This is a genomic window from Pseudoxanthomonas sp. JBR18 (assembly GCF_028198165.1).
Taxonomy (GTDB): Bacteria; Pseudomonadota; Gammaproteobacteria; order Xanthomonadales; family Xanthomonadaceae; genus Pseudoxanthomonas_A.
In genome coordinates this window covers 1,599,591-1,623,037 of sequence record NZ_CP116339.1, presented here as the reverse complement: position 1 = coordinate 1,623,037, position 23,447 = coordinate 1,599,591, and the positions used below count along the sequence as shown (strand labels likewise).

Here is a 23,447-nt window from a genome sequence, read left to right as displayed (position 1 = left end):
CGCCCGATCGGCAGGATGGCCTCACCCAATCGCGCATCCCAAGGAGCGCATCATGAAAAGGAACCACACTCCGCTCGTCCTGTCCGCCCTGTTGACCCTGGGCCTGTCCGCGCCGTTGCTGGCGCAGGAGCACGGCAACATGGACCACGACAAGATGAGCCATGAGCACGCGGCCGACTCCAGCCAACCAGGCACCGACACCTGGATCACCACCAAGGTCAAGGCCGATCTGCTCGCCAGCGGCAAGACCCCGGGCACCGACATTTCGGTGGAGACCAAGAACGGCGTGGTCTGGCTGAGCGGTCACGTGGCCACCAAGGACCAGAAGGACCGCGCGATTACCGAGGCCAAGGGCATCGAGGGCGTCAAGAAGGTCGAGGCCGGCAAGCTGATGGTCGGCAAGAAGGACATGTAACACCTTCTTGGTGTTGCATGCGGAACGGCGCCCTGGTGGCGCCGTTTTCGTTATGGAAACCGACGTGGCGGCAACTGGCCTACTGCACGTCTCATCGCTGTTGTGGTGGTAGCTCCCGCTCGGACTAGAACAAATCCCCCTGCGGGGAAGGCGTCTTCGGCGCAAGAAACTTGCTGCAATCCAGCGCCGGCCAGCGCGCGCGGTCATAGCCAAAGCGCTTGTGGGCCAGGGCGAAGCGGCGTTCCAGCAAGTCCGCATAGACGCCCTGCCCGCGCATGCGGCTACCGAAAGCGCTGTCGTAGTCCTTGCCTCCGCGCAGCTGCCGCACCGTGCTCATCACGTGCGCGGCGCGATCCGGGAGGTGGGTCTCCAGCCAGTCCCGGAACAGCGGCGAGACCTCGTGCGGCAGGCGCAGCAGCACGTAACCGGCCGAACGCGCACCTGCCTGGGACGCGGCTTCCAGCACCGCTTCCAGGTGCGCATCGTTCACCCAGGGGATGGCCGGGGCGAACATCACGCCCACCGGCACGCCCGCCTCGCTCAGGGCCTGCATGGCTTTCAGCCGCGCATGTGGTGCCGAGGCGCGTGGTTCGAGCCTGGACGAGAGCTGGTTGTCCAGGGAAGTTATTGAGAACGCCACGTGCACCAGGTTGTCGGCCGCCAGTGGTGCCAGCAGATCCAGGTCGCGGGTCACCAGCGCGTTCTTGGTGATTACGGTGAACGGGTGCCGGGTTTCGGCGAAGACTTCAATCAGGCGGCGCGTGAGCTGCAGGCGCCGCTCCAGCGGCTGATAGGCATCGGTATTGATGCCCAGCGAGATCGGGCTGACCTGGTAGCGCGGGTGGGCCAGTTCGGCCCGCAGCAGCTCGGGGCCGTTGGTCTTGGCGAACAGCCGGGTCTCGAAGTCCAGCCCCGGCGACAGGTCCAGATAGCTGTGCGTGGGGCGCGCGAAGCAGTAGCTGCAGCCATGCTCGCACCCGCGATACGGATTGACCGACTGGGAGAAGGGAATGTCCGGCGAGCGGTTGCGGCTGATGATGCTGCGCGCCCGTTCCTCGGTGACCCGGGTGCGTGGCAGCAGGTCGGGCTCGCCCTCCTGGTCGCGGTCGTGCCAGCCATCGTCGCTGGCCTCGTTGGTGGTCACGGCGAATCGTCCCGGCAGCCAGCCGGTCGAACCGCGCCCTTTGATCGCCTCGCCCATCGCGCCAGGGTAATCGGCGGTGGTCTCACGCCATGCGATGTCACCCGGCTCCCCCTAGAATCCGGACATGCTCGCCCTGCTCGCCACCCTGTGGCACGACATCGCGGATATCCCGCACCTCAAGACCTACCTCACCACGGCCTGGCTGGCCTATCTGTTGGTGCTGGGCGGCTGGATCATCCTGCAAAAGCGCGAACCGGTCGCCACCCTGAGCTGGGTTCTGTCGCTGGCCGCGCTGCCCTATCTGGGCTTTCTGATCTACTTCCTGCTGGGCCCGCAGAAGATCAAGCGCCAACGCCTGCGCCGCAACCGCTCGCGCGATGGCATGGATGCACACGAGGCAATCTGCCCGCCCAACGAGGTCTGCACCGAGCTGTCCCTGCTGGGCCAGGCCGTGACCGGCTTGCCGCCTTCCTCGGCCACGCGCGCGGACCTGCTGATCGATGGGGCGGCGACCTACGACGCGCTGGTCGAGGCGATTGGCCAGGCGCGCAACCACATCCACCTGGAGTACTACATCTTCGAGCGCGACCGCACCGGCACGCGCATCCGCGACGCACTGATCGAGCGCGCCAGGGCGGGCGTGCACGTGCGCCTGCTGCTGGATGCCGTCGGCGCCAGCAAGGTCAACAAGCGCTTCCTCGCACCGCTGCTGGACGCCGGTGCCGAGCACGCCTGGTTCCATCCCACCCAGTTCCGCCCCTTCACCCGACCCTGGGTGAACCTGCGCACCCACCGCAAGATCGCGGTCATCGATGGCACCGTCGCCTTCGCCGGTGGCATCAACATCACCGACGAAGAGAACGAGCGGCTCAATCCCAATGCCTACCGTGACCTGCACCTGCGGCTGGAAGGCGAGATCGTGCGCGGCCTGCAGCAGGTGTTCGTGGAAGACTGGATCTACGCCACCGGGCACGGGCGGGACCACTTCAGGGGCACGGTGCTGTGGGCGCCGGCAGCCGACGCACCGGTGGGCGATATTGCCGTCCAGGTGCTCGTCTCCGGTCCCGACTCGGACTGGGAAGCCATCCACCGCGTGCAGGTCTCGGCGATCCACGAGGCCAAGGAGCGGGTCTGGCTGGTCACGCCGTATTTCGTCCCCGGCGAGGCCGCCACGATGGCGCTCACCTCCGCGGCGCTGGCCGGGCTGGACGTGCGCCTGCTCGTCCCCAAGCAGAGCGACTCCAGGCTGGTCACCTTCGCCGCGCGCTCCTACTTCGACGAGTTGCTCGCCGCCAAGGTCAAGGTCTACGAGTACAGCCCGCGCATGCTGCACACCAAGGCGCTGATCTGTGACGACAACCTGGCCATCCTTGGCAGCGCCAACTTCGACCACCGCAGCTTCCGGCTGAACTTCGAAGTCGCCCTGCTGTTCCGCGAGCCGGCGTTCAACGCACGGCTGTCGGAGCTGCTGGAAGGCGAGTTCGAGCGCGCGTCCAAGGTCCACAACGAGCGCAACCGCTCGCTCTGGCGCAACCGCCTGCCCGAGGCGCTCGCCCGGCTGGGTTCGCCCTTCCTCTAAGCCTCGCGCCGCGTGCCGGGATGGGTAGAATCGGCGGCGTCTCCCATGCGGACCGGCTCCATGTACTGGCTCTTCCTTCTGCTTTCGTTCGGGGCCATGGCTGTGGCCCTGCGCACGACCTCGATGGCCCTGATGGTCGTGGCGTTGCTGGCGGCGCTGGGCCTGCTGCTGGCCTGGGCGATGGGGTGGTATTCGGCCCTGGTGGGCAACCAGGGCGACGGCGGCCGGCGCATGGTCGACCCGGTGGAACTCCACCGGCTGCGCCAACAGGCCGAGGCACGCCGCGCCGCGCAGCAGGCCGGCGGCACTGACCCGCTGAGCGGAGAGTCGCGTGATGGTGTCTGAGCCCGGCGCGGCCCTGAGCGTCAACGTCAACAAGATCGCGGTCCTGCGCAATTCGCGCGGAGAGGGCGAACCGGACGTGCTGCGCGCCGCGCGCACCTGCCTGTCCGCGGGCGCGCAGGGCATCACCGTGCATCCGCGTCCCGATCGCCGGCACATCACCGCCGAGGACGTGGTGGCGTTGTCGGCGCTGACCAACCAGTTCCAGGTCGAGTTCAATGTCGAGGGCAATCCGTTCGCGCCACCAAGGGCCGGATATCCCGGGTTGCTCCCCCTGTGCGAACAGGTCAGGCCGGCCCAGGTCACCCTGGTGCCCGATGCGGATGGACAGCTGACCTCGGACCACGGTTTCGATTTCACCGCCGACACCAGCGCGCTGGCCGAGCTGATCGCAGGCTTCAAGGCGCTCGGCTGCCGCGTCAGCCTGTTTGTCGATGCCGGGTGTGTCGGACTCGCACGCGCGGCGCAGATGGGCGCGGACCGCATCGAGCTCTACACCGGGCCCTACGCTGCGCAATGGGCCGCCGGCGCGCCCGAGCAAGCCTTGGCGGCCTGCCAGGCCACGATCACGGAGGCAACCGCGCTCGGGCTGGCGGTCAATGCCGGCCACGACCTCAGCCAGGACAACCTGGGGCCTTTCCTGAGCGCCCTGCCGGCCGTCAGGGAGGTGTCGATTGGGCATGCGCTGATCGGCGAGGCGCTCTATGAGGGTCTGGAGATCACGATCCAGCGCTATCTGGCCATCATCGCCCAGTCGGTCCGCGCCGCTGCCTGAGGTTAATGAAGGCATCGCCGGGCTGTGGCTGGAGCCCCCTCGGGATGGCGCTCGCGGCGTGTTTGCCCCTCAAACCTGGGCCGCGCGACCCAATGTCCACCAAGGCCGACTGATCGGTGAGGACCGGAGTGTTCTCCGCGTATCGCCTGGTCCTGGTCGTCCGACGCCGGCGTAAAGCGCACGTTCCACGTGGCGCTTGCCGTCCGTCGCGCATCAACAAAAACGCCACCCTCGCGGGTGGCGTTTTCGTGAACACAATGCGCCGAGCGGTTACTGCTGCATGAAACCGATCTTGAGCATGTTCGCGTTCTTGGCCGCGGCAAGCACCTGGGCCATGGTCTGGTACTGCGAGTCCGGGTTGGCGTCGATGCGCAACTGCGGCTGATTGGTCGGGTCCTTCTGGACCTCGTTCTCCATCATGCTCTGCAACGCACTGACGGCGACCGGGCTGTTGTTCCAATACACCGTGTTGGACGCATCGATCCGCAGGTCGATCGGCGGCGGCGGGTCTGTCGTCGGCGGTGGCGTTTGCGACCGCTGGGGCAGGGCCACGTCGATCGGATAAGTCATGATCGGTGCGGTCACGATGAAGATGATCAAGAGCACCAGCATGACGTCGATCAACGGGGTGACGTTGATCTCCGCCATGGCGCCCTTGCCACTTCCACTACTGAAGGCCATGGCTCAGCCCCCCTTCTTCGGCTTCGTGGACACGAACCCGACGTCCAGCATGCCCTGGCTCTGGGCGATGCGGGTGATCTCGTTGATCGTGGACATCTTGGTGGTCTTGTCGCCACGCAGGTTGATCGACGGCTGTGGCGTCTGCTGGGCCGCCGAGGAGAAGCGCGACTCGAGCACATCCTTGGTCACCGGCTCGTCGTTCCAGTAGATCGAGCCGTCCTCGAGCACCGCGATGTTGACCGGCGGTGCGCGCTTGGCCAGATCATCCTGGTTCGGCAGATAGGTCGTCTCGGGCAACTGGACCTTGACCTTCTGCTGCATCAGCGGCGTGGTGATGATGAAGATGATCAGCAGCACCAGCATCACGTCCACGAGGGGCGTCACGTTGATGTCTACCATGGGGCCGCCACTGCCGCCCCCGCTACTGAATGCCATATGGCCTCCGGATGCGTATCGTAAAGTTCGGTTCTACGCCGGATCAGCGCACGCGGGCGCCGGTGGCGAAGAAGTCGTGCAGGTCATGCGCGAACGTATCGAACTTGGCGATGGTGCTGGCGTTGATCTTGCTGAAGAAGTTGTAGGCGAACACGGCCGGGATCGCGACGAACAGACCGATGGCGGTCATGATCAGCGCCTCACCCACCGGGCCGGCCACCGCGTCGATGCCGGCGTTGCCGGTGGCACCGATGCGGATCAGCGCGCCGTAGATGCCCCACACGGTACCCAGCAGACCCACGAACGGCGCGGTCGCACCCACGGTGGCCAGCCAGATCATGCCGCTCTGGATCTTGGTGCTCTCACGGGTCACGGCCTGACGCAGGGCGCGGTCGACGAACTCCGAACGGCTCAGGGCTTCGCCGGTGCCGGTGCCTTCGGCACGCTGGTGGTGGGCGGCGGCCTGGGCGGCGTCCAGCGCGATCTTGGAGAACGGCTCGTTGCGCGGCTGCTCTTCCATGATGCGGATGGCGTCCTGGGCGTTGCTGGTTTCCCAGAACGCGGTGGTCACGCGGTCGGCCTGCGAACGCAGACGCACGGCCTTGATGATGTTCACGATGGTCCAGTACCAGGAGCCGGCCGACATGAAGATCAGGGCCAGCAGCACGACCCACGACACCACGAAGGCGCCAGGGTTGGAAGTCATCTCACCGATGAGGTGGGAGAAGCCCATCTGGTTCAGGGCTGCGGCGGCGTTGTTACCCCCCGCGGCGGCAACGATCAGAGTTTCCTGCAGCATGACGCTTACCTTTGTTGGAAATTTGGTGGATTAGGTTAGGTGACGCTTGTTTTGGTGAAACGGTTCGGGATCAGCGGCCCATGCTGAAGTCGACCGGCACGCGGACGCGCCCTGCGACTTTCGAGCCACCGGAAGTCCCGGGGTTGAAGCGCCACTTGCGTGCTGCTTCCATCGCGGCACGGTCGAGATCGCGGTTGCGACTGGACTTCTCGACCGAGACGTTGGTGACGTTGCCATTGGCATCCACGTCGATGATCAGGATCACCGTCCCCTCGATGCCCGAACGCGCAGCCGACGGCGGATAGCGCGGCGGATTCATGTTCTTCGAGGAGATGTCCACGCTGGCGCCGATGTCCGGGGACGGAGCAGGCGGGGCGGGCGGGGCCGGGGGGGTATAGGTATCGACCGGACGCGGATCGGGCACTTCCACCGGCGGTGCTTCCGGCGGCGGCGGAACCGGGGTCGGCTTCGGCGGCGACAGTTCCTTGACCGGCGGCGGCGGGGTTTCCTGCTTCGGCGGCGGCGGCGGCGGCGGCGGGGGAGGCGGCGGCGGATCGACGATCTGTACCAGCATCTTCTGCTCCTCCTCCTGCTGCGCCGGCGGCGCGACGGCGGGGATCAACAGCAGCAGGAACACCGCAACGTGCAGGGCGATGACGAAGGCCATGCCGATGATGCGGGACCAGTTCAGCCCGGACGGGGCCTCCTGCTCTCTGTAGCGATTAATGACAAATTGTTCAGCCATGCGCCAGTGGACTCAATGGAAACGGGGTGTGCGTGGAGTACACACACCGGTGTCGGTTCGGTTGGATTCCACTGCAGAAGTGCAGGGGAATCCCCAGCTTAACCCAATTTCTCGCCGCTTTGACAACAGTTATTCGCTGTCTTGAAAGCGGTTTCAAACGATCATTTCGCGGAAATGATCGCTTTCGCGTCCTGCGGCTTCTTGACCCCCTTGTCCAGCGCAGATTGGGCGGCCTTCTTGGCCTCTGCGGGACGATTCTCCTGCATCAGCACGCGTGCGAGATTGAGGTACGTCTCGCCCGTGCTGTCCAAAGGAGCCGCCTTCTGCCAGGCATCGATGGCCTGTGCAGGCTGATCCGAATAGTAGTACGACTGCGCCAGAATCTGATAGACCTCCAGGTTCGGCTGCAGCACGCCCTTGGACAGGCCATCGTTGATCACCGCGATGGTGTCCTTCTCGTGGCCGTCCATGTTGCTGTAGGTGGCGTACAGCTGGCGATACTCCTTGGGATCGGTCAGCTTGCCCGAGGTACGCAGCTTGTCCAGGATCGCGGCTGCTTTGTCGGGCTGGTCGTTCTGGGAATACATCACCGCCAGGTTCATCTGCGCGTTCTTGTCGTCCGGTGACTTGGCCGCCAGTTGCTCGGCCAGCTTCAGCGCCTCGCCGCTCTGGTTGTTGGCGTCGTAGCTGGCCATCAGCACCTGCACCCACTGCGCCTTGGGCTCGGGCGAGGATTCGATGGCCTGCTTCATGGGCGGGATCGCTTCGGCGTAGCGCTCGGCCTGATAGAGCGCCTGCCCCTTGAGCGCCAGATCCTCCGGCTTGGTGGACTGGGTCTCGGTCATGTACTTGTCGAGCGTCGCCAGGCCTTCCTGGTACTGCTCGTCCTGCAGCTGCAGCTGGGCGAGCATGTACATGGCCTGGTAGTGGCCGTTGTTGTCCAGGGCGTTGAGGTCGATGGCTTGCTTGAGATAGGCCTTGGTCGCGGCCTCGTCGTCGGTGTTGTACGCGGCCTGCGAGGCGATCTGCGCGGCCAGCGCCTTGTCGTAATCGTTCGAGTCGCTGTTGGCGATGATCTCGTCGGCGTCGGTTCGGGCCTTGGCCCAGTCCTGGTCGTTGTAGGCGTCGATCATCTTGCTGGCCTTGGACGCCATCTTGCGCGAGTTCTTGGCTTCCGGCGCCTTGCGCGTGGCGTTGGGGTACATCTCCTCCTGTTTGGAGTCGCCCCCCTTCTTGCTGCGTTCTGCGCGCTCACGCGTCTGCGCCGAAGCGTCGACCGCAACGGTACCGGCGAGCAGGCCAATGACGGCCAGGGAGAGCAAGGCGTGTTTCGGAGTGCGCAAGGACATGGATCACCTCTTACATGGATCGGTGCAGCGTGGATGCGGGGGGCTGGATGACGGGCCGGGAATCGACCGGGCCGGCGAAACTAGCAGAATCGTCTTAACAATGTGTACGGATTTCGTTGTTAACCCGATGCGTAGGACCGCACGCGGTTTTCAGCTGCAGGTGGGACGCCTGCCGGCGGCGCGGGCCTGCTCCCAGACCGGGGTCAGGCTGGCCGCGCGGCTCCCCAGTTCACGGATTCGCGCCTGGGGATCGGGATGCGTGGACAGCCACGCGGGCGGACGGTTGCCGCCAGCGGCCAGCATGTTCTGCCACAGGGTCACCGCCTGGCGTGGATCGAATCCGGCCTGGGCCATCAGGCGCTGGCCCACGATGTCCGCTTCGCTTTCCTGCGCTCGGGAATTGGGGAGCAGGAACAAGGTATTGGCGGCGATGCCGCCGCCCTGTGTCACCAGGCTGCCGTAGTCGCCAGCCAGTGCCCCGAGAACCTGCAGTGCCGTGGAGGCGCCAACTTGGTTGGTCAGACGCTCGTCGAAATGATGTTCGACCACATGCCCGATTTCGTGGGCGACAACGGCGGCGAGCTGATCCTGTGTCTTGGCCACCGGAAAAATACCCGTGTTCACGCCGACCTTGCCGCCGGGTAGGGCGAAGGCATTGGCCTCCGGGTCGGCAAACACCGCCACCTCCCAGCCGATCCCGCGCTGCTGGGCGGGAAGCTGGGCGACGAGGGTGTCAACGACGCAGCGCACATAGGCGTTCTGTTTCGGATCACGACTGAGGGCCTGCTTCTGCTTGGCCTCGGCGAAGGCCTGTGCGCCCAGCTGTTCGAGCTGTTGCTCGGACACCCCGCCCACATGCTGGCGGCGGCCGGTCGAAGAGGTAGTGGTCGCGCAGGCCGTCACCAGCAGGGCGAGTGAAAGGCCGGTTAGGGCTGAGCGAAGGCGAGTTTTTGAGTTTGTCATAGCGTGTCAGTCTTGCCATGCCGTGCTGAAATCGGCGTCAACGCCATTGATCAGGTGGAGATGCCGAACGCCAGCATCATCCCGATCGCGAACGCGTTATTGAGTCCGTGGGCCAGGATGGAGGCGGCCAGGGACCCGGTGCGACGATAGACCCAGGCGAAGACGATGCCCATCGCCGTGTAGACCGCCCACAGCGGAAGCGCGGCGGCCAGGGACTTGCCGCCCAGCAGCGGAGGCTCGTGCATGAAGGCAAACAGCAGCCCGCTGGCCGCCATGCCCAGGATCGGCCAGCCGTCCTGCCACAGCCGACGGAACAGCACGCGGCGGAACAGGACCTCCTCGTAGATCGGCGCCAGGATCACCGCGAACAGCACCAGCAGCGCGGGGTAGCGCCCCAGCGTGCCGCGCACCAGGCTCATGTTCGATGGATCCAGCTGTTCCTGCATCGAGGCCGCGACCTGGCCGACGACGATGCTGCACAGGATCGCCACGCTGCCGGCCATCAGCGCCAACAACCACGTGGCGGGCAGACGCATGGCCTGACGCGCAACCTGGCGCTCGGACGCCCGGGGCGGGGCGCGCCACAGCAGGGCAATCAAGGCCGTTCCACCCACCCCGACGATGCTCAGGAGCATCGTGGCCAGTGGCCCGGGCTGGCCGACCGCGGCCATGATGGCATGCGCGTCCTGGCCGCTCGCTTCGCCGTGCAGCGCGATCATCACGCCGCGCCACACGCCCCAGCCCACGCCGCCCAGCAGCGAGAGCAGGGCGAACAACACCGACACGATCAGCACGTCCAGTGCAAAGCGTCGCAGGGCACGGCCCAGCGGCAGCGGGGGCGGGTCTAATGGCGTGGGGACCATGACGACGCGGGCTTGCGTGCGCGAGCGCGGCGTCAGACGTCGAGGTTGGACACCTTCAGCGCATTGGCATCAATGAACTCGCGGCGCGGTTCGACCACATCGCCCATCAGCGTGCTGAAGATCTGGTCGGCCGCCACCGCGTCCTCGATCCGCACCTGCAGCAGGCGTCGGGAATCGGGATTGACCGTGGTGTCCCACAGCTGCTCCGGATTCATTTCGCCCAGGCCCTTGAATCGCTGGATCTGGCGCCCCTTCTTGGCTTCGTCCAGGAGCCAGGCTTGCGCCTGGGCGAAGGTGGTGACCTCCTGGCTGCGATTGCCGCGCTGGATCTGCGCGCCTTCACGGACCAAGCCATGGAGTTGGGCGGCGACGTCACGCACCGAGCGCAACTCGCCCGACTCGAAGGCCGACAGGGGCAGGACCTGGGTCAGCTCCTCGCCCATGTGCCGGCGGGTTGCGAGCAGGGCCGCGGGGCGCTGATCATTGGCCTGCTGCAGCTCCAGAGTGTAACGAGGACTACCGATGCTGGCGCTGTTGAGCGCCCGCTCCAGGCTGGTGAGCTGGACGCGCTGGTCGTCTTCGGAAGCGCGCTGAAGGGCGTCCAAGGGCGCGGCGTCGATCAGCGCCTCCAGCAGTGCTGGATCGTAGCGATGCCCATTGCGCGCAATGGTGTCACGCGCATTGGCGAACAGGATCAACAGCTTTTCCAGGGCCTCGCCGGAGATCGGCGGCTCGTCCGTGGCCGGGACCAGGGCTGCGCCTTCGACCGCACTGTTGGCCAGGTAGGCGTTGAGCGCCGCGTCATCCTTGAGGTACAGCTCGCTCTTGCCCTGCTTGAGCTTGTACAGCGGTGGCAGGCCGATATACACATGGCCGCGTTCGATCAGCTCGGGCATCTGCCGGTAGAAGAAGGTCAGCAGCAGGGTGCGGATGTGCGAGCCGTCCACGTCCGCGTCGGTCATGATGATGATGCGGTGGTAGCGCAGCTTGTCCGGGTTGTACTCGTCCTTGCCGATACCGGTCCCCAGGGCGGTGATCAGCGTGCCGACCTCGGCGCTGGCCAGCATGCGGTCAAAACGCGCGCGCTCGACGTTGAGGATCTTGCCACGCAGCGGCAGCACAGCCTGGTTCTTGCGGTTGCGGCCCTGCTTGGCCGAGCCGCCAGCCGAGTCGCCCTCGACGATGAACAGCTCCGACAGCGCAGGATCCTTCTCCTGGCAGTCGGCCAGCTTGCCCGGCAGGCCGGCGATATCCAGCGCGCCCTTGCGGCGGGTGAGGTCACGCGCCTTGCGCGCGGCTTCGCGGGCGCGGGCGGCGTCGACGATCTTGCCGGCAATGGCCTTGGCTTCGTTCGGGTTTTCCTGCAGGAATTCTTCCATGCGGGCACCGAAGGCGTTTTCGACCGCCGGGCGTACGTCCGAGCTGACCAGCTTCTCCTTGGTCTGCGAGGAAAAGCTCGGGTCGGGCACCTTGACCGACAGCACCGCGATCATGCCTTCGCGCATGTCATCGCCGGTGAGGCTGATCTTGGCCTGCTTGGCGATACCGTTCTGCTCGATGTAATTGCTCAGCACACGGGTCAGGGCGGCGCGGAAGCCGGCCAGGTGCGTGCCGCCATCCTTCTGCGGGATGTTGTTGGTGAAGCAGTACATCGTTTCCTGGTAGGAGTCGGTCCACTGCAGGGCCACTTCCACGGTGATGTTGTTGTGCTCACCGGTGGTGGAAATGACGTGGGGGTGCAGCGGGTTCTTGGACTTGGCCAGGTGCTCGACGAAGCTGGCGATGCCACCTTCGTAGTGGAAATCGTCGCGGCGGCCTTCACCACGCTCGTCGATCAGGACGATCTTGACGCCGGAGTTCAGGAAGGAGAGTTCGCGCAGGCGCCGGGCCAGGATGTCGGTATGGAATTCGACGTTGTCGTGGAATGCGACGGTCGAAGGCCAGAAGCGCACCGTGGTGCCGCGCTTGGTGGTTTCGCCGATCTGCTTGAGCGGGGCGACGGCCGCACCGTTGCTGAATTCCTGCTGGTAGTGCGCACCGCCCTGGAACACGTCCAGCAACAGCTTTTCCGACAGTGCGTTGACCACGCTGACGCCCACGCCGTGCAGGCCGCCGGACACCTTGTAGCTGTTGTCGTCGAACTTGCCGCCGGCGTGGAGCACGGTCATCACGACCTCGGCCGCGGAGACCTCGCGCCCGAGCTTGGCGCTCATCTGGGCGTGTTTGCCGACCGGAATGCCGCGCCCGTTGTCCGAGACCGAGACCGAGCCATCCACATGGATGACGACTTCGACGCTGTCGGCGTGGCCGGCAAGCGCCTCGTCCACCGAGTTGTCCACGACCTCGAAGACCATATGGTGCAGGCCAGTGCCATCATGGACATCGCCGATGTACATGCCTGGACGCTTGCGCACCGCCTCCAGGCCTTCCAGGGCCGTGATGCTGTTGGCGTCGTAATTGCCGTTCGGGCTGGGGACGGCGGGGGTGGTCTCTTCGGTCATTCGCGTATCGATCGCCTGCGCCGCGTCCCGACCCCGCAAGGCGTGCGGGCAGGTCCAGGGCTTTGAAAGGGAACGTGAATTGTACCACTGCGCCCTCGGTACCCCTCAGAACACCGGATAGCAGGTTACGGGGCAGTGACCTGTCCGTGTTCCACGTGGAACCGCGCCTGGACGGTCGTCGGATCCAGGGAAGGGGGCGGCTCGGTCCCGGTAAGGAAGATCTGGGCGCCGGTGGCCTGCAACCGCGCCAGCACGGCCGCCTGATGGCGGCGATCCAGTTCCGAGGCCAGGTCGTCCAGGGCGACGATGGGCCATTGACCGCGGACCGAGGCATAGTCTTCTGCCTGTGCGAGCAGGCAGGACAGGGCTGTGAGCTTGGCCTGCCCCCGGGACAACGGTTCGCGCTGGGGCAGGGTCGCGTAGCCGACATGCCAGTCCGCGCGATGCGGTCCAACGCCGGTGTGGCCAAACTGACGATCCCGCTCGCGGTTCACCAACAGCGCGTCCGCCAGCCCGAGTTCCTGCCGTTTCCAGCCGGGTGAGAACTGCAGCGCGGCTTCGCCCAGCATGCCGACCAGGTCGCCAGCCGCCTGCTGGAGCACGGGAGACAGGCGCTCCAGGTAAGCCAGACGGTGCAGGGTGAGGCTTTCGCCGCTATCGGCAAGCTCCGCGTCCCAGGCGTCCAGCTGATGCGTGGATCCACCGGCTTTCAGGAGCGCGTTGCGCTGCTTCAAGGCGCGGTTGTAACGCCGCCAGACCGGCAGGAAGTCAGGTTCCACGTGGAACAGGCCCCAGTCCAGAAAGCGACGACGCGGTTCGCCGCCGCCAGTGACCAGCGCGTGGCTGCCGGGCTCGAAGCTCACGACCGCGAGCGCCGCGCACAGATCGCCGAGCTGGTGAACCTTCTCCCCGTCCAGGCGGCCTGTCCACTCCTGCCCCGAATGACGCAGTCCCGCACGGCGCACCCGCGCCTCGGCCCCTTCGTCCCACTCGACAAAGACTTCGACCGCAGTCGCCCCCGTCCTGATCAGCCCGTCGCGAACACGCCCGCGGAAGCTCCGTCCCCAGGCCATCAGATGCAGCGCTTCCAGCAGGCTGGTCTTGCCGGCCCCGTTATCGCCGGTGATGAGATTCAAACCCGGGGCAGGAGCTAGCTCGACGTGTTCGAATCGCCGAAGACCTGCCACTGTGAGTCGCCTGACCTGCATATCGAACCGTCTGCCTGGGATGGAAAGCGCAACGCCCGGACGAATCCGGGCGTTGCAGGGTGTTTCACGTGGAACTGCGTCGCGTCAGAGGCGCAGCGGCATGACCACATGCCGGGACCGGTCACTGCCGGCCTCCCGCACCAGAGCTGAAGAATTGGCGTCACGCAGCTGGATCACGATGTGTTCCCCGCGCAGGGCGGACAGCGCGTCCAGCAGGTAGTTCACGTTGAAGCCGATCGCCAGGCCGTCCACCTTGGTGTCCGCCTCGATTTCTTCCTGCGCTTCTTCCTGCTCGGGGTTGTGGGCGCTGATCTTCAACTGTCCCGGCGACACCTCGACACGCACGCCGCGGTACTTCTCGTTGGACAGGATCGCGGCGCGCTGCAACGCGGCACGCAGCACTTCACGGTCGAGCTTCACCTCGATATCCGCGCCGATCGGGATCACCGCCTCGTAATCGGGGAAGCGTCCATCGATCAGCTTGGAGGTAAAAGTGACATCGTCGCGCTTGACCCGGATGTGGCTACGGCCCACTTCCAGCTCCAGCACACGGTCCCCGCCTTCCAGCAGGCGCTGCAGCTCGGTCACGCCCTTGCGCGGCACGATGATCTGCCGCTTGGTCAGGCTACCGCCGGTCTCCAGGCCCGACTCGCACAGCGCCAAGCGATGCCCATCGGTCGCCACACAGCGCAGCGCGGTATCGCGCAAGTCGAACAGCAAACCATTGAGGTAGTAGCGCACGTCCTGCTGGGCCATGGCGAACGCGGTGCGTTCGATCAGCTCCTTCAGCGCCGCTTCCGGCACGGTGACCTGTTCGGTCGCCTCGACCTCGTCCACGGAGGGGAAGTCATTGGCTGGCAGAGTCGCCAGAGTGAACCGGCTGCGGCCAGCGGCCACGGTGATCTTGTCCCCAGTCTGGGTGACAGTGATCCGGCTGCCGTCGGGCAGGGCGCGCACGATTTCGAACAGCTTGCGCGCCGGAATCGTCGTTTCCCCGTCCTGGGCATCCTCGACCGCGGTGCGGGCGATCATCTCCACTTCCAGATCGGTGCCAGTCAGGGAAAGCTGGCCGTTCTGCACCTGCACCAGGAAATTGGCCAGCACGGGGAGGGTCTGACGACGCTCCACAACATTGACGACCTGCGCCAGGGGTTTGAGGAAAGCTTCTCGCTGAAGGCTGAAACGCATCGTGTGATGTCCCGGTGCTCTAGGTTTTTAGAAGTGTATAAATCTTAAAAGCTGGTGGTGATGGTGGCCCGCACTTAACGGTAAAACTCACCTAACTTGCTGTTTCGTATCCACTTTTTAGCAATGAAACCCGGTGCATAGCGGCGGTACTTCCTGCGGGAAAAGCTGTGGACAGTTTTGCGCTTCGATTCCATCCACCTCTTATCCACAGCTTGGACCCCCTGCCACCCACTGCTTGTTCAGCCCCGGCGTGGTGCGCACAGCATAGCCACTGGCCGGGCGCGGGGCGCGCCTCATTCGCTCAACTTGCGGATGAGCTTGTCCCAGTCTTCCTTCAGCTTGCCGTCGGACTCCATCAGCGTGCGGATCTGGCGGCAGGCGTGCAGCACGGTGGTGTGGTCGCGCCCGGCGAAGGCATCGCCGATCTCGGGAAGGCTGTGTTCGGTCAGTTCCTTGGTCAGGGCCATGGCCATCTGGCGCGGACGCGCCAGTGAGCGCGTGCGGCGCTTGGACAGCAGGTCCTTGATCTGCAGGCCGTAGTAGTCGGCCACGGTCTTCTGGATGTTGGGGATGCCGATGGCCTGCTGCTGGGCGCGCAGCAGGTCGCGCAGGGTCTCCTGGGCGAACTCGGGCGTGATCGCCTTACCCAGGAAGTTGGCGCGCGCGGCCAGCGTGTTGAGCGCCCCTTCCAGGTCGCGCACGTTGGAGCGCATCTTCTTGGCCAGCAGGAAGGCCACATCGTCGGGGATGTGGGTGCCGCGCTCGGCCGCCTTGGACAGCACGATCGCCGCGCGGGTCTCGAAGTCCGGGGGGTCGATGGCCACCGACAGGCCCCAGGCCAGGCGCGATTTCAGTCGCGGCTCCAGGCCTTCGACCTCGCGCGGATAGCGGTCGCAGGTCAGGATGATCTGCTGGCGGCCATCGAACAGCGCGTTGAAGGTGTGGAAGAACTCTTCCTGGGTGCGGTCCTTGCCGGCGAAGAACTGGATATCGTCGATCAGCAGCGCATCGACCTGCTGGAAGCGGCGCTTGAACTGGTCCATCGAGCGTTCGATCAGCGCCTTGGTCATGGCGCTGAAGAACTGCTCCGAACGCAGGTACAGCACGCGCGCAGCCGGGTTCTGCCGGCGCAGCTCGTTGCCGGCGGCGAACATCAGGTGGGTCTTGCCCAGGCCGGTGCCCCCGTACAGCAGCAGCGGGTTGTGCGAGCGGTCGCCGGGCTTCTGCGCGGCCTGCCAGGCGGCGGCGCGTCCCAGCTGGTTGCTGCGGCCCTCGACGAAGTTATCGAAGGTGTAGTGCGAATCCAGGTTGCCGGCGAACGGCTCGGACGAGGCGGTGGCCGTGGTGCCCAGCGAGGCCGGGGCGGGCGCCTGCGTGGCCGGCTCGGGCGCCTTGGCCCGGGACCCGACCGCCAGCGACACCTGCGCCGAACCGGCGTAGTGGTCGAGCAGTTCGCGGATGCGCGGCAGGTAGCGCTCGCGCACCTGGTCGACGATGAAGGCGTTGGGCGCGTACAGCACGACCGCGTCGGGACGCTGTTCGGCCTGCAGCGGCTTGAGCCAGGTATGGACGTCTTCGGCCGGCAGTTCGGCTTCCAGGCGTTCGAGACAGCGGGGCCAGGCTTCCATTGAGATCAATCATCCGACCCCGCCGGATCCGTCGCGGAACCAGCGTGGCACGTGGGAAAATGGGCGGGGCAGGTTACCACGCCCGATGGACCTACCCACGGCTCATCCACAGTCTCATCCACAGCCAGACTTGACGCGCGGAAATATCGCCCCGTAGAATTTCCGGTTCTTTCCACGCATACGCCTTAGAGTGCCCCATGGCCACCAAGCGCACCTACCAGCCCAGCAACCTCAAGCGCAAGCGCGACCACGGCTTCCGTGCCCGCATGAAGACCGCTGACGGCCGCAAGATTCTCGCCCGTCGTCGCGCCAAGGGCCGCAAGACGCTCTGCGCCTGATGCCGGTGCCGCGCCCGGCGCGCGGCTCCGCCACCGCATTGCGTTTGCACACCAAGCCCGCGCCGCGCAACGGTGCGGGCTTTGTCGTGCCATGAGTCCTGAATCGACCCGTCGCACCTTTCCCCGATCCGCCCGCGTGCGGACGTCGGCGGAGTATGCGCGGGTGTTCGATGTCGCACGTCGCACGGCGGCGCCGATGCTGGCCCTGCATTTCGCGGCGGGCGGCGAGGGCGCCCGGCTGGGACTGGCCGTGTCGCGCAAGGTCGACCGACATGCAGTCGGCCGCAACCGGATCAAGCGTGCGCTGCGCGAATATTTCCGTTCCCTGCGTCCGCGTCTGCCCGCGGGCGATTACGTGCTGGTGGCCCGCCCACCGGCGGCGAAGGCCTCGCCCGCGCAGCTGCGCGCGGCCTTCGACGGCCTGTTGCAACGCGCCGGTGCGTTGCCCGCTCCGGGCCCCGACGGCACAATGCGCCCCGCGCAGATGACGCCACCTTCTTCCCATTCCACGCCGGACGCTGCAACCGGTTGAGACTGCCTGCCTGATGAACCAGACCCGTGTTTTCCTGATCTTCGCCTGGCTGATGGTGGCGACCTTGTTGTGGATGGAGTGGGGCAAGTGGAAGACCGCCCAGGACCAGCCCGTCACCCCGGTCGCCGCCGAGACGGCGAACGTGCCGGATGCCGGCAACGGCGTGCCCAGCACCGAGGGGCTGGCCACGCCGTCGACCGCCACCGCGGCGCAGGCCACCGACCCGGCCAACGCTGCCGCCGCCGCGCCGGCCTCCCAGGCCACCACGGTCACGGTCACCACCGACACCCTCAAGCTGGCCATCGATGGCAGCAAGGTGTTGCGCGCCCAGCTGCTGCAGTACCCGCAGACCAAGGACGCCGGCTCGCCGCCGGTGGAACTGTTCGACGACAACCCGGCTCACCTCTATATCGCCGGGTTGGCCTGGACCAACCAGGCCGGGACCGCGCCGGGGCCGGACGCAGTGTTCCGCCCCGAACAGTCGCAGCGTGACTACCGCCTGGCCGCCGGCCAGGACAGCCTGAGCATTCCCTTCGTGTGGGAAGGCAACGGCGTGCGGATCGTGCGCACCTTCACCGTGCACCGCGGGGACTACCTGGTCGGGGTGTCCGACCAGATCACCAACAGCGGCGCTGCGCCGTGGACGGCCGTGGTCTACCGCCAGCTCGAGCGCACCCCCCCGCCGCCGGTCAAGGGGGGGTTCACCAACCCGCACAGCTTCAGCCTGGTCGGCTCGGCCTGGCGCACGGCAAGCGGTGCCTACGAACGGCGCAAGTTCGGCGAGGACTACCTGGAAGACGGCAAGCTCAACCACGACATGAAAGGCGGTTGGGTGGCGATGCTTGAGCATCACTTCCTCAGTGCCTGGGTGCCCGATCCCAAGCAGCCGGCCCTGGTGTCGCTGGATGAGCGCACCGTGCGCGGCACCCACCGCTACCTGATCAGCGAGACCGGCCCCAGCCTGACCGTGGCGCCGGGCCAGACCAGCGCCACCGATGCGCGTCTGTGGGTCGGCCCGAAGCTGGTCAAGGCCATTCACGCTTCCGGCATCGCCGGGCTGGACAGCGCGGTGGACTACAGTCGCTTCGCGCCGCTGGCGGTGATCGGCTCGGGGCTGTTCTGGATCCTCAGCCACCTGCATACCCTGTTGGGCAACTGGGGCTGGTCGATCATCGGCCTGGTGGTGGTGATCAAGCTGGTGCTGTTCCCGCTGTCCTCGGCCCAATACAAGTCGATGGCCAAGATGCGCCGGTTCCAGCCGCGCATCGCCCAGCTGCGCGAGCGCTACGGCGATGACCGCGCCAAGCTGCAGCAGGCCATGATGGACCTGTACAAGAAGGAGAAGATCAACCCGATGGGCGGCTGCCTGCCGGTGCTGATCCAGATGCCGATCTTCCTGTGCCTGTACTGGGTGCTCAACGAGTCGGTCGAACTGCGCCAGGCGCCGTGGATCCTGTGGATCCAGGACCTGACCGCGCGTGACCCGTACTTCATCCTGCCGATCATCAATGTGGCGGTGATGTTCCTCACCCAGAAGCTCACGCCCAACGCCGGCATGGATCCGACCCAGGCCAAGATGATGCAGTTCATGCCGCTGATCTTCGGCGTGACCATGGCTTTCTTCCCGTCGGGCTTGGTCCTGTACTGGGTCACCAACGGCAGCCTGAGCCTGTTGCAGCAGTGGTGGATGGGCAAGACCCACGGCCAGCCGGCGCTGGCCAAGCCCGGCACCGATGGCAAGGGCCATGGGAAAGACGCGGACAAGGGCAAGTAAGCCCGCGCCGCCCTGCATGAGATTGGACGAAGGCCCGCCGCAAGGCGGGCTTTCGTTATGTAACCTCTGGAAAAGCGGCGCTGCCGCCCGATGCCTGGACGCCTGTTGATGAAAAACCTCTCACCCCTGGCCACACGTTGCGGTGGGCTGCTGCTGACCGTCAGCCTTGCGCTGTGTGCCTGCCATCGCACGCCTCCGGTGGAAGCGGCCGCCGCGACGGGCGCGGCGACGTCGAACGCGGCTGCCGCCTCGCCTGCCGTCGATCCGCAGGCCACGGCGTTGATTGGGATGCTGCGCGAACAGCTCGCACGCCAGCGCAAGATCATCGTGCTGCTCGATGACCCAGCGCAGTCGACCGAGCAAGCAGCCAACAGCGTGGGCCAGCAGCTTTTTCATGAAGGTCTGGAGCAGCGTGAGGCGGTGTCCAAGCGCTTTGACGCCTTGCTATCCAGCGCAGGCCCAGGCCGCTTCGACACCTTGTCGACGGTGCTCGATGAGGTGGAATCGGCACCGGACCTGTTCGACGCCGATCGCCTGGCCTTCCGCGAAACGCTGCGCGATCTGCATGAACGCGTGGGCCAGGATTCGGCCTTGCCGGCGGTCAAGCTGCACAAGCGCATCGGTGAAGACCTGGAGGCGCTGGATGAGATCGAGCGCAACTACAACGACGAACTCACCCGCATCTTCAGCCGCTTCGACCGCACCCGTGCGATTCCGCTCAAGCGCGAGAAGTGGGCCGACTACGTGGCGCACCTGCGCACGATCTATGACCGGGACCGCATCCTGCGCGATTACGGGGTGATCCAGCCTTATCCCATGTCGATGAAGGACAGCGACCGCGAGATCTTCGGCACCGACCTGCCGGCCAAGACCGTGGTGCTGACCTTCGACGATGGCCCGCATCGTGAATACACCGATGAGATCGTGGCCATCCTGCAGCGCTACGACGTGCCCGGCGCGTTCTTTGAAGTCGGCCGCAACCTAGGCAAGCTCGATGCCGATGGCAAGACCGAGTTGGCGCCGTTGTCCAAGGTCAGCCGCAACCTCATGGAGGCCGGTTACGCGGTCGGCAACCACAGCTTGACCCATGTCCAGCTCTCCAAGCAGACCGGCGATGCGCTCAAGCATCAGGTCCTGGATACCGATGCTTTATTGCGCGCGGTAGACGACAAGCGTGCGCCCCTGTTCCGCTTTCCCTATGGCGCGCGTAATGCCGAAGGCCTGCAGGTGCTGGGCGCGGCAGGGCTGAAATCGATCATGTGGAACATCGATTCGCTGGACTGGGCCGACCCGGTGCCCGAGTCCATCGTCCAGCGCGTGCTGGACCAGGTGAACCACCAGCAGCGCGGGATCATCCTGTTCCATGACATCCACGACCGCGCGGTCAAGGCGCTGCCGCAGATCCTGGACCGGCTGATCGCCGACGGCTACCAATTTGCCGGCTGGAACGGCCGCGAGTTCACCGTGCCGCGTGCGCGCAATCGCGCGGCCAGCACGGCCACGGTCACCACCGGCTACGAAAAATCCTGGGCGATCGTGATCGGCATCGACGACTACGCGCACTGGCCCAGGCTGGAGTACGCCGCCAACGACGCGCAGGCCGTGGCCGAGACCTTGACCGGTGCCTTCAAGTTTCCGAGCTCGCAGGTGATCGTGCTGAAGAACGGGCAGGCCACGCGCAACAACATCCTGGCCGCCTTCCACGACCGCCTGGCCGATGGCCGCGCGCAGAAGAACGACCGGGTGTTCGTGTTCTTCGCAGGCCACGGCGCCACGCGCAAGCTGGCCTCCGGCCGCGACCTGGGCTACATCATCCCGGCCGACGCGCAGCCTGATGAACTGGCCACCGACGCCATCCCGATGACCGAGATCCAGAACATCGCCGAGAGCCTGGAAGCCAAGCACGTGCTGTTCGTGATGGACGCCTGCTACAGCGGCCTGGGGCTGACCCGCGGCGGGCCGTCGTCATCGGCGTACCTGCGCGAAAACGCCCGCCGCATCGCCCGGCAGATGCTCACCGCCGGCGGTGCCGACCAGCAGGTGGCCGACAGCGGACCCAGCGGCCATTCGGTGTTTACCTGGGTGCTGCTGCAGGCACTGTCGGGCAAGGGCGATCTCAACGGCGATGGCCTGATCACCGGCACCGAGCTGGCCGCCTATGTTGCGCCCGCGGTGTCGGCGGTGTCGGCGCAGACCCCCGCGTTTGGCAGCTTGCCGGGCTCGCAAGGAGGGGAGTTCGTGTTCCAGGTGCCGGAAGGCGAGGAGTTCCTGACCGCCGATACCACCCAGCTGTCGGCCGAGGCCATCGCCTTGAACGACCGTGTCGATGCCTCGCGCCCCGCTGCCGCAACCGAGCCCGGCCAGCCCAGTCCGGCACCGGTCAAGGTGAACGACCTGCAAGGCGGCACCGCCAGTCTGGTCCTGCCCACTGCGGTCAAACAGAGCGACCGGCAGCTGGCCCAGCGCGCCAACGACCGCGGCCTGCAGCTCTATCGCGAAAAGCGTTACGACGAGGCCGCGGCCCAGTTCACCGAAGCGCTCAAGCTGCGTCCGGACTTCGCCCTGGCGGCCAACAACCTGGGCTTTGTGTATTACCGGCAGGGTCAATACGCGCAAGCGGCACGCTGGCTGGAGAACACCTTGAAGATCGATCCCTCGCGTGCGGTGGCCTACCTCAACCTGGGCGACGCTTACGCCAAGGCGGGCGACCCCGTGCGTGCGCGCAAGGCCTACACCACGTACCTGGCGCTGCAGCCCGATGGCGACGCATCGGCGCATGTGCGCAGCCAGCTCGAGCAGCTGTGATGCACACCGACACCATTGCGGCGGTGGCCACCGCCGCCGGTGCGGGCGGGGTCGGCATCGTGCGTTTGTCCGGGCCACAGGCACTGCAGATTGCCGCGGCCATGGGCGCGCCAGGACTGCAGCCGCGCCAGGCGCGCTACGTCCGGATGCTCGATGGCGACGGGACGGTGATCGACGACGGCATCGCCCTGGCATTCGCGGCCCCGGCCAGCTTTACCGGCGAGGACGTGGTCGAGCTGCAAGCCCATGGCAGTCCGGTGGTGCTGCGGGCGCTGGTCGAGCGGGCCTGCGCGCTGGGCGCGCGCACCGCGCGGCCGGGCGAGTTTTCCGAGCGCGCCTTCCTCAACGGCAAGCTGGACCTGGCCCAGGCCGAGGCCGTGGCCGACCTGATCGCCGCCGCCGACCTGCGCGCGGCACGCGCGGCCCGCAGGTCGCTGGACGGCGTGTTCTCGCGCAAGGTGGACGCCGCCTCCGAACAGCTGGTGCGCCTGCGGATCCACGTAGAGGCGGCGATCGACTTCGTCGATGAGTCGCTGGACACCCTGGGTTTTGCCGCCGTCCAGCGCGGGCTCCAAGCCCTGACCCAGGACCTGCAGACCTTGCTGGCGCAGGCCGAGCGTGGCCGCCGCCTGCGCGATGGCCTGCACGTGGTCATCGTCGGCCCGCCCAACGCCGGCAAGAGCTCGCTGCTCAACGCACTGGCCGGGCGCGAGCGGGCGATCGTGACCGACGTGGCGGGCACCACGCGCGACACCCTGCACGAAACCATCCGCCTGGATGGCCTGGAGCTGACCCTGGTCGACACCGCCGGACTGCGCGAGGGCGGCGATGCGATCGAACGCGAAGGCATGCGCCGCGCGGGGGAGGAACTGCAGCGGGCCGATGTCGCCCTGGTGGTGGTCGACGCCGCCGACCCGCAGGCCGGCGCGGCCGCCGTGGCCGATGTGCTGGATCCGACGACGCGCCAGCTCTGGCTGCACAACAAGCTCGATCTGCTCCCGGCTCATCGCGTGCCGGACGGCGCCTACGGAATGTCGACCCGGAGCGGCGAGGGGATCGGCCAGGTCGTGGACGCGCTGCAGGCGCTGGTCACCGGCGAGGCCGGCGACGCGGCGGAGGGCGAGTTCTCCGCCCGGGCCCGGCACGTGCTGGCGCTGGACCAGGCGTTGGCGCACGTGCATCATGCAAAACGCGAAGTGGATCACGAAACTCTTGAGCTGGCCGCTGAAGAATTGCGGCTTGCCCACGATGCATTGGGGGAGATCACGGGGAAGATCTCGCCGGACATGCTGCTGGGCAGGATCTTTTCCACGTTCTGCATCGGCAAGTAGCTGGCCCTCGCCTGTTGACAACACCAGGTGCTTGCCGCGACTTTTCAGGCGC

Annotated in this window: 21 protein-coding genes; 9 read left to right on the top strand and 12 right to left on the bottom strand. The window is 66.4% G+C overall.

The annotated features are described in order from the left end of the window. The first annotated feature begins 52 nt into the window (after positions 1-52). Positions 53-415 carry a BON domain-containing protein gene (locus PJ250_RS07390; RefSeq protein ID WP_333909508.1) on the top strand — a complete coding sequence of 121 codons (363 nt, stop codon included), beginning with the start codon at positions 53-55 and terminating at the stop codon, positions 413-415. 124 nt (positions 416-539) lie between these two features. On the opposite strand, the gene PJ250_RS07385 is transcribed toward PJ250_RS07390, so the two are convergent. After that, positions 540-1,616 carry a PA0069 family radical SAM protein gene (locus PJ250_RS07385; protein ID WP_271647937.1) on the bottom strand — a complete coding sequence of 359 codons (1,077 nt, stop codon included), beginning with the start codon at positions 1,614-1,616 and terminating at the stop codon, positions 540-542. A gap of 67 nt (positions 1,617-1,683) precedes the next feature. On the opposite strand from PJ250_RS07385, the gene cls reads away from it, so the two are divergent. From cls to PJ250_RS07370, 3 genes are all read left to right on the top strand, one after another. Next, positions 1,684-3,138: a cardiolipin synthase gene (gene cls, locus PJ250_RS07380; RefSeq protein ID WP_271647936.1), complete on the top strand. Its 1,455-nt coding sequence runs from the start codon at positions 1,684-1,686 to the stop codon at positions 3,136-3,138. A gap of 96 nt (positions 3,139-3,234) precedes the next feature. Further along, on the top strand, positions 3,235-3,483 hold the full coding sequence (locus PJ250_RS07375; RefSeq protein ID WP_271647935.1) for a hypothetical protein: 249 nt from the start codon (positions 3,235-3,237) through the stop codon (positions 3,481-3,483). After that, positions 3,473-4,255, top strand: coding sequence for a pyridoxine 5'-phosphate synthase (locus tag PJ250_RS07370; protein WP_271647934.1), 783 nt, complete (start codon positions 3,473-3,475; stop codon positions 4,253-4,255). The genes PJ250_RS07375 and PJ250_RS07370 overlap by 11 nt, the downstream gene beginning before the upstream one ends. A 270-nt stretch (positions 4,256-4,525) precedes the next feature. Here PJ250_RS07370 and PJ250_RS07365 read toward each other — a convergent pair whose 3' ends face one another. From PJ250_RS07365 to dnaA, 11 genes are all read right to left on the bottom strand, one after another. Beyond that, on the bottom strand, positions 4,526-4,936 hold the full coding sequence (locus tag PJ250_RS07365) for an ExbD/TolR family protein (protein WP_271647933.1): 411 nt from the start codon (positions 4,934-4,936) through the stop codon (positions 4,526-4,528). 3 nt (positions 4,937-4,939) lie between these two features. Then, entirely contained in the window at positions 4,940-5,371 is a 432-nt protein-coding gene (locus PJ250_RS07360) for an ExbD/TolR family protein (protein ID WP_271647932.1), read from the bottom strand. Positions 5,372-5,414: 43 nt separating this feature from the next. Then, on the bottom strand, positions 5,415-6,170 hold the full coding sequence (gene exbB / locus PJ250_RS07355) for a TonB-system energizer ExbB (RefSeq protein ID WP_271647931.1): 756 nt from the start codon (positions 6,168-6,170) through the stop codon (positions 5,415-5,417). Between the two features lie 70 nt (positions 6,171-6,240). Continuing rightward, positions 6,241-6,915, bottom strand: coding sequence for an energy transducer TonB (locus PJ250_RS07350; RefSeq protein ID WP_271647930.1), 675 nt, complete (start codon positions 6,913-6,915; stop codon positions 6,241-6,243). Between the two features lie 161 nt (positions 6,916-7,076). Next, the gene (locus tag PJ250_RS07345) at positions 7,077-8,264 is read right to left on the bottom strand and encodes a heme biosynthesis protein HemY (RefSeq protein WP_271647929.1); all 1,188 of its coding nucleotides are present in this window, start codon (positions 8,262-8,264) and stop codon (positions 7,077-7,079) included. 150 nt (positions 8,265-8,414) lie between these two features. Continuing rightward, positions 8,415-9,227: a M48 family metallopeptidase gene (locus tag PJ250_RS07340; RefSeq protein ID WP_271647928.1), complete on the bottom strand. Its 813-nt coding sequence runs from the start codon at positions 9,225-9,227 to the stop codon at positions 8,415-8,417. Between the two features lie 50 nt (positions 9,228-9,277). Then, positions 9,278-10,090, bottom strand: coding sequence for a CPBP family intramembrane glutamic endopeptidase (locus PJ250_RS07335; protein WP_271647927.1), 813 nt, complete (start codon positions 10,088-10,090; stop codon positions 9,278-9,280). Between the two features lie 32 nt (positions 10,091-10,122). Beyond that, the gene (gene gyrB, locus PJ250_RS07330) at positions 10,123-12,591 is read right to left on the bottom strand and encodes a DNA topoisomerase (ATP-hydrolyzing) subunit B (protein ID WP_271647926.1); all 2,469 of its coding nucleotides are present in this window, start codon (positions 12,589-12,591) and stop codon (positions 10,123-10,125) included. Between the two features lie 125 nt (positions 12,592-12,716). Continuing rightward, positions 12,717-13,799, bottom strand: a complete 1,083-nt coding sequence (gene recF / locus PJ250_RS07325; RefSeq protein WP_271647925.1) for a DNA replication/repair protein RecF — start codon at positions 13,797-13,799, stop codon at positions 12,717-12,719. Between the two features lie 84 nt (positions 13,800-13,883). Then, entirely contained in the window at positions 13,884-14,987 is a 1,104-nt protein-coding gene (gene dnaN, locus PJ250_RS07320) for a DNA polymerase III subunit beta (RefSeq protein ID WP_271647924.1), read from the bottom strand. Between the two features lie 293 nt (positions 14,988-15,280). Next, entirely contained in the window at positions 15,281-16,615 is a 1,335-nt protein-coding gene (dnaA, locus tag PJ250_RS07315; protein ID WP_271647923.1) for a chromosomal replication initiator protein DnaA, read from the bottom strand. Between the two features lie 197 nt (positions 16,616-16,812). On the opposite strand from dnaA, the gene rpmH reads away from it, so the two are divergent. The 5 genes from rpmH (at position 16,813) to mnmE (ending at position 23,395) form a co-directional block, all read left to right on the top strand. After that, a complete protein-coding gene (gene rpmH / locus PJ250_RS07310; protein ID WP_014162171.1) occupies positions 16,813-16,953 on the top strand; it encodes a 50S ribosomal protein L34 in 141 nt (46 codons plus the stop codon). A 91-nt stretch (positions 16,954-17,044) separates the two neighbouring features. Beyond that, positions 17,045-17,485: a ribonuclease P protein component gene (gene rnpA / locus PJ250_RS07305; RefSeq protein WP_271647922.1), complete on the top strand. Its 441-nt coding sequence runs from the start codon at positions 17,045-17,047 to the stop codon at positions 17,483-17,485. Positions 17,486-17,498: 13 nt separating this feature from the next. Continuing rightward, complete coding sequence (yidC, locus tag PJ250_RS07300) at positions 17,499-19,259, top strand: membrane protein insertase YidC (RefSeq protein WP_271647921.1); 1,761 nt, start codon at positions 17,499-17,501, stop codon at positions 19,257-19,259. A gap of 108 nt (positions 19,260-19,367) precedes the next feature. Next, complete coding sequence (locus PJ250_RS07295; RefSeq protein WP_333909507.1) at positions 19,368-22,064, top strand: polysaccharide deacetylase family protein; 2,697 nt, start codon at positions 19,368-19,370, stop codon at positions 22,062-22,064. Beyond that, positions 22,064-23,395 (top strand): tRNA uridine-5-carboxymethylaminomethyl(34) synthesis GTPase MnmE, encoded by a 1,332-nt coding sequence (gene mnmE / locus PJ250_RS07290; protein ID WP_271647920.1) that lies wholly within the window; start codon positions 22,064-22,066, stop codon positions 23,393-23,395. The genes PJ250_RS07295 and mnmE overlap by 1 nt, the downstream gene beginning before the upstream one ends. The last annotated feature ends 52 nt before the right edge of the window (positions 23,396-23,447 follow it).

Bases quoted from the DNA above. Each gene is read 5' to 3' on its own strand.
- PJ250_RS07390 (WP_333909508.1), top strand. From the start codon at position 53: ATGAAAAGGAACCACACTCCGCTCGTCCTGTCCGCCCTGTTGACCCTG.
- PJ250_RS07385 (WP_271647937.1), bottom strand. From the start codon at position 1,616: ATGGGCGAGGCGATCAAAGGGCGCGGTTCGACCGGCTGGCTGCCGGGA.
- cls (WP_271647936.1), top strand. From the start codon at position 1,684: ATGCTCGCCCTGCTCGCCACCCTGTGGCACGACATCGCGGATATCCCG.
- PJ250_RS07375 (WP_271647935.1), top strand. From the start codon at position 3,235: ATGGCTGTGGCCCTGCGCACGACCTCGATGGCCCTGATGGTCGTGGCG.
- PJ250_RS07370 (WP_271647934.1), top strand. From the start codon at position 3,473: ATGGTGTCTGAGCCCGGCGCGGCCCTGAGCGTCAACGTCAACAAGATC.
- PJ250_RS07365 (WP_271647933.1), bottom strand. From the start codon at position 4,936: ATGGCCTTCAGTAGTGGAAGTGGCAAGGGCGCCATGGCGGAGATCAAC.
- PJ250_RS07360 (WP_271647932.1), bottom strand. From the start codon at position 5,371: ATGGCATTCAGTAGCGGGGGCGGCAGTGGCGGCCCCATGGTAGACATC.
- exbB (WP_271647931.1), bottom strand. From the start codon at position 6,170: ATGCTGCAGGAAACTCTGATCGTTGCCGCCGCGGGGGGTAACAACGCC.
- PJ250_RS07350 (WP_271647930.1), bottom strand. From the start codon at position 6,915: ATGGCTGAACAATTTGTCATTAATCGCTACAGAGAGCAGGAGGCCCCG.
- PJ250_RS07345 (WP_271647929.1), bottom strand. From the start codon at position 8,264: ATGTCCTTGCGCACTCCGAAACACGCCTTGCTCTCCCTGGCCGTCATT.
- PJ250_RS07340 (WP_271647928.1), bottom strand. From the start codon at position 9,227: ATGACAAACTCAAAAACTCGCCTTCGCTCAGCCCTAACCGGCCTTTCA.
- PJ250_RS07335 (WP_271647927.1), bottom strand. From the start codon at position 10,090: ATGGTCCCCACGCCATTAGACCCGCCCCCGCTGCCGCTGGGCCGTGCC.
- gyrB (WP_271647926.1), bottom strand. From the start codon at position 12,591: ATGACCGAAGAGACCACCCCCGCCGTCCCCAGCCCGAACGGCAATTAC.
- recF (WP_271647925.1), bottom strand. From the start codon at position 13,799: ATGCAGGTCAGGCGACTCACAGTGGCAGGTCTTCGGCGATTCGAACAC.
- dnaN (WP_271647924.1), bottom strand. From the start codon at position 14,987: ATGCGTTTCAGCCTTCAGCGAGAAGCTTTCCTCAAACCCCTGGCGCAG.
- dnaA (WP_271647923.1), bottom strand. From the start codon at position 16,615: ATGGAAGCCTGGCCCCGCTGTCTCGAACGCCTGGAAGCCGAACTGCCG.
- rpmH (WP_014162171.1), top strand. From the start codon at position 16,813: ATGGCCACCAAGCGCACCTACCAGCCCAGCAACCTCAAGCGCAAGCGC.
- rnpA (WP_271647922.1), top strand. From the start codon at position 17,045: ATGAGTCCTGAATCGACCCGTCGCACCTTTCCCCGATCCGCCCGCGTG.
- yidC (WP_271647921.1), top strand. From the start codon at position 17,499: ATGAACCAGACCCGTGTTTTCCTGATCTTCGCCTGGCTGATGGTGGCG.
- PJ250_RS07295 (WP_333909507.1), top strand. From the start codon at position 19,368: ATGAAAAACCTCTCACCCCTGGCCACACGTTGCGGTGGGCTGCTGCTG.
- mnmE (WP_271647920.1), top strand. From the start codon at position 22,064: ATGCACACCGACACCATTGCGGCGGTGGCCACCGCCGCCGGTGCGGGC.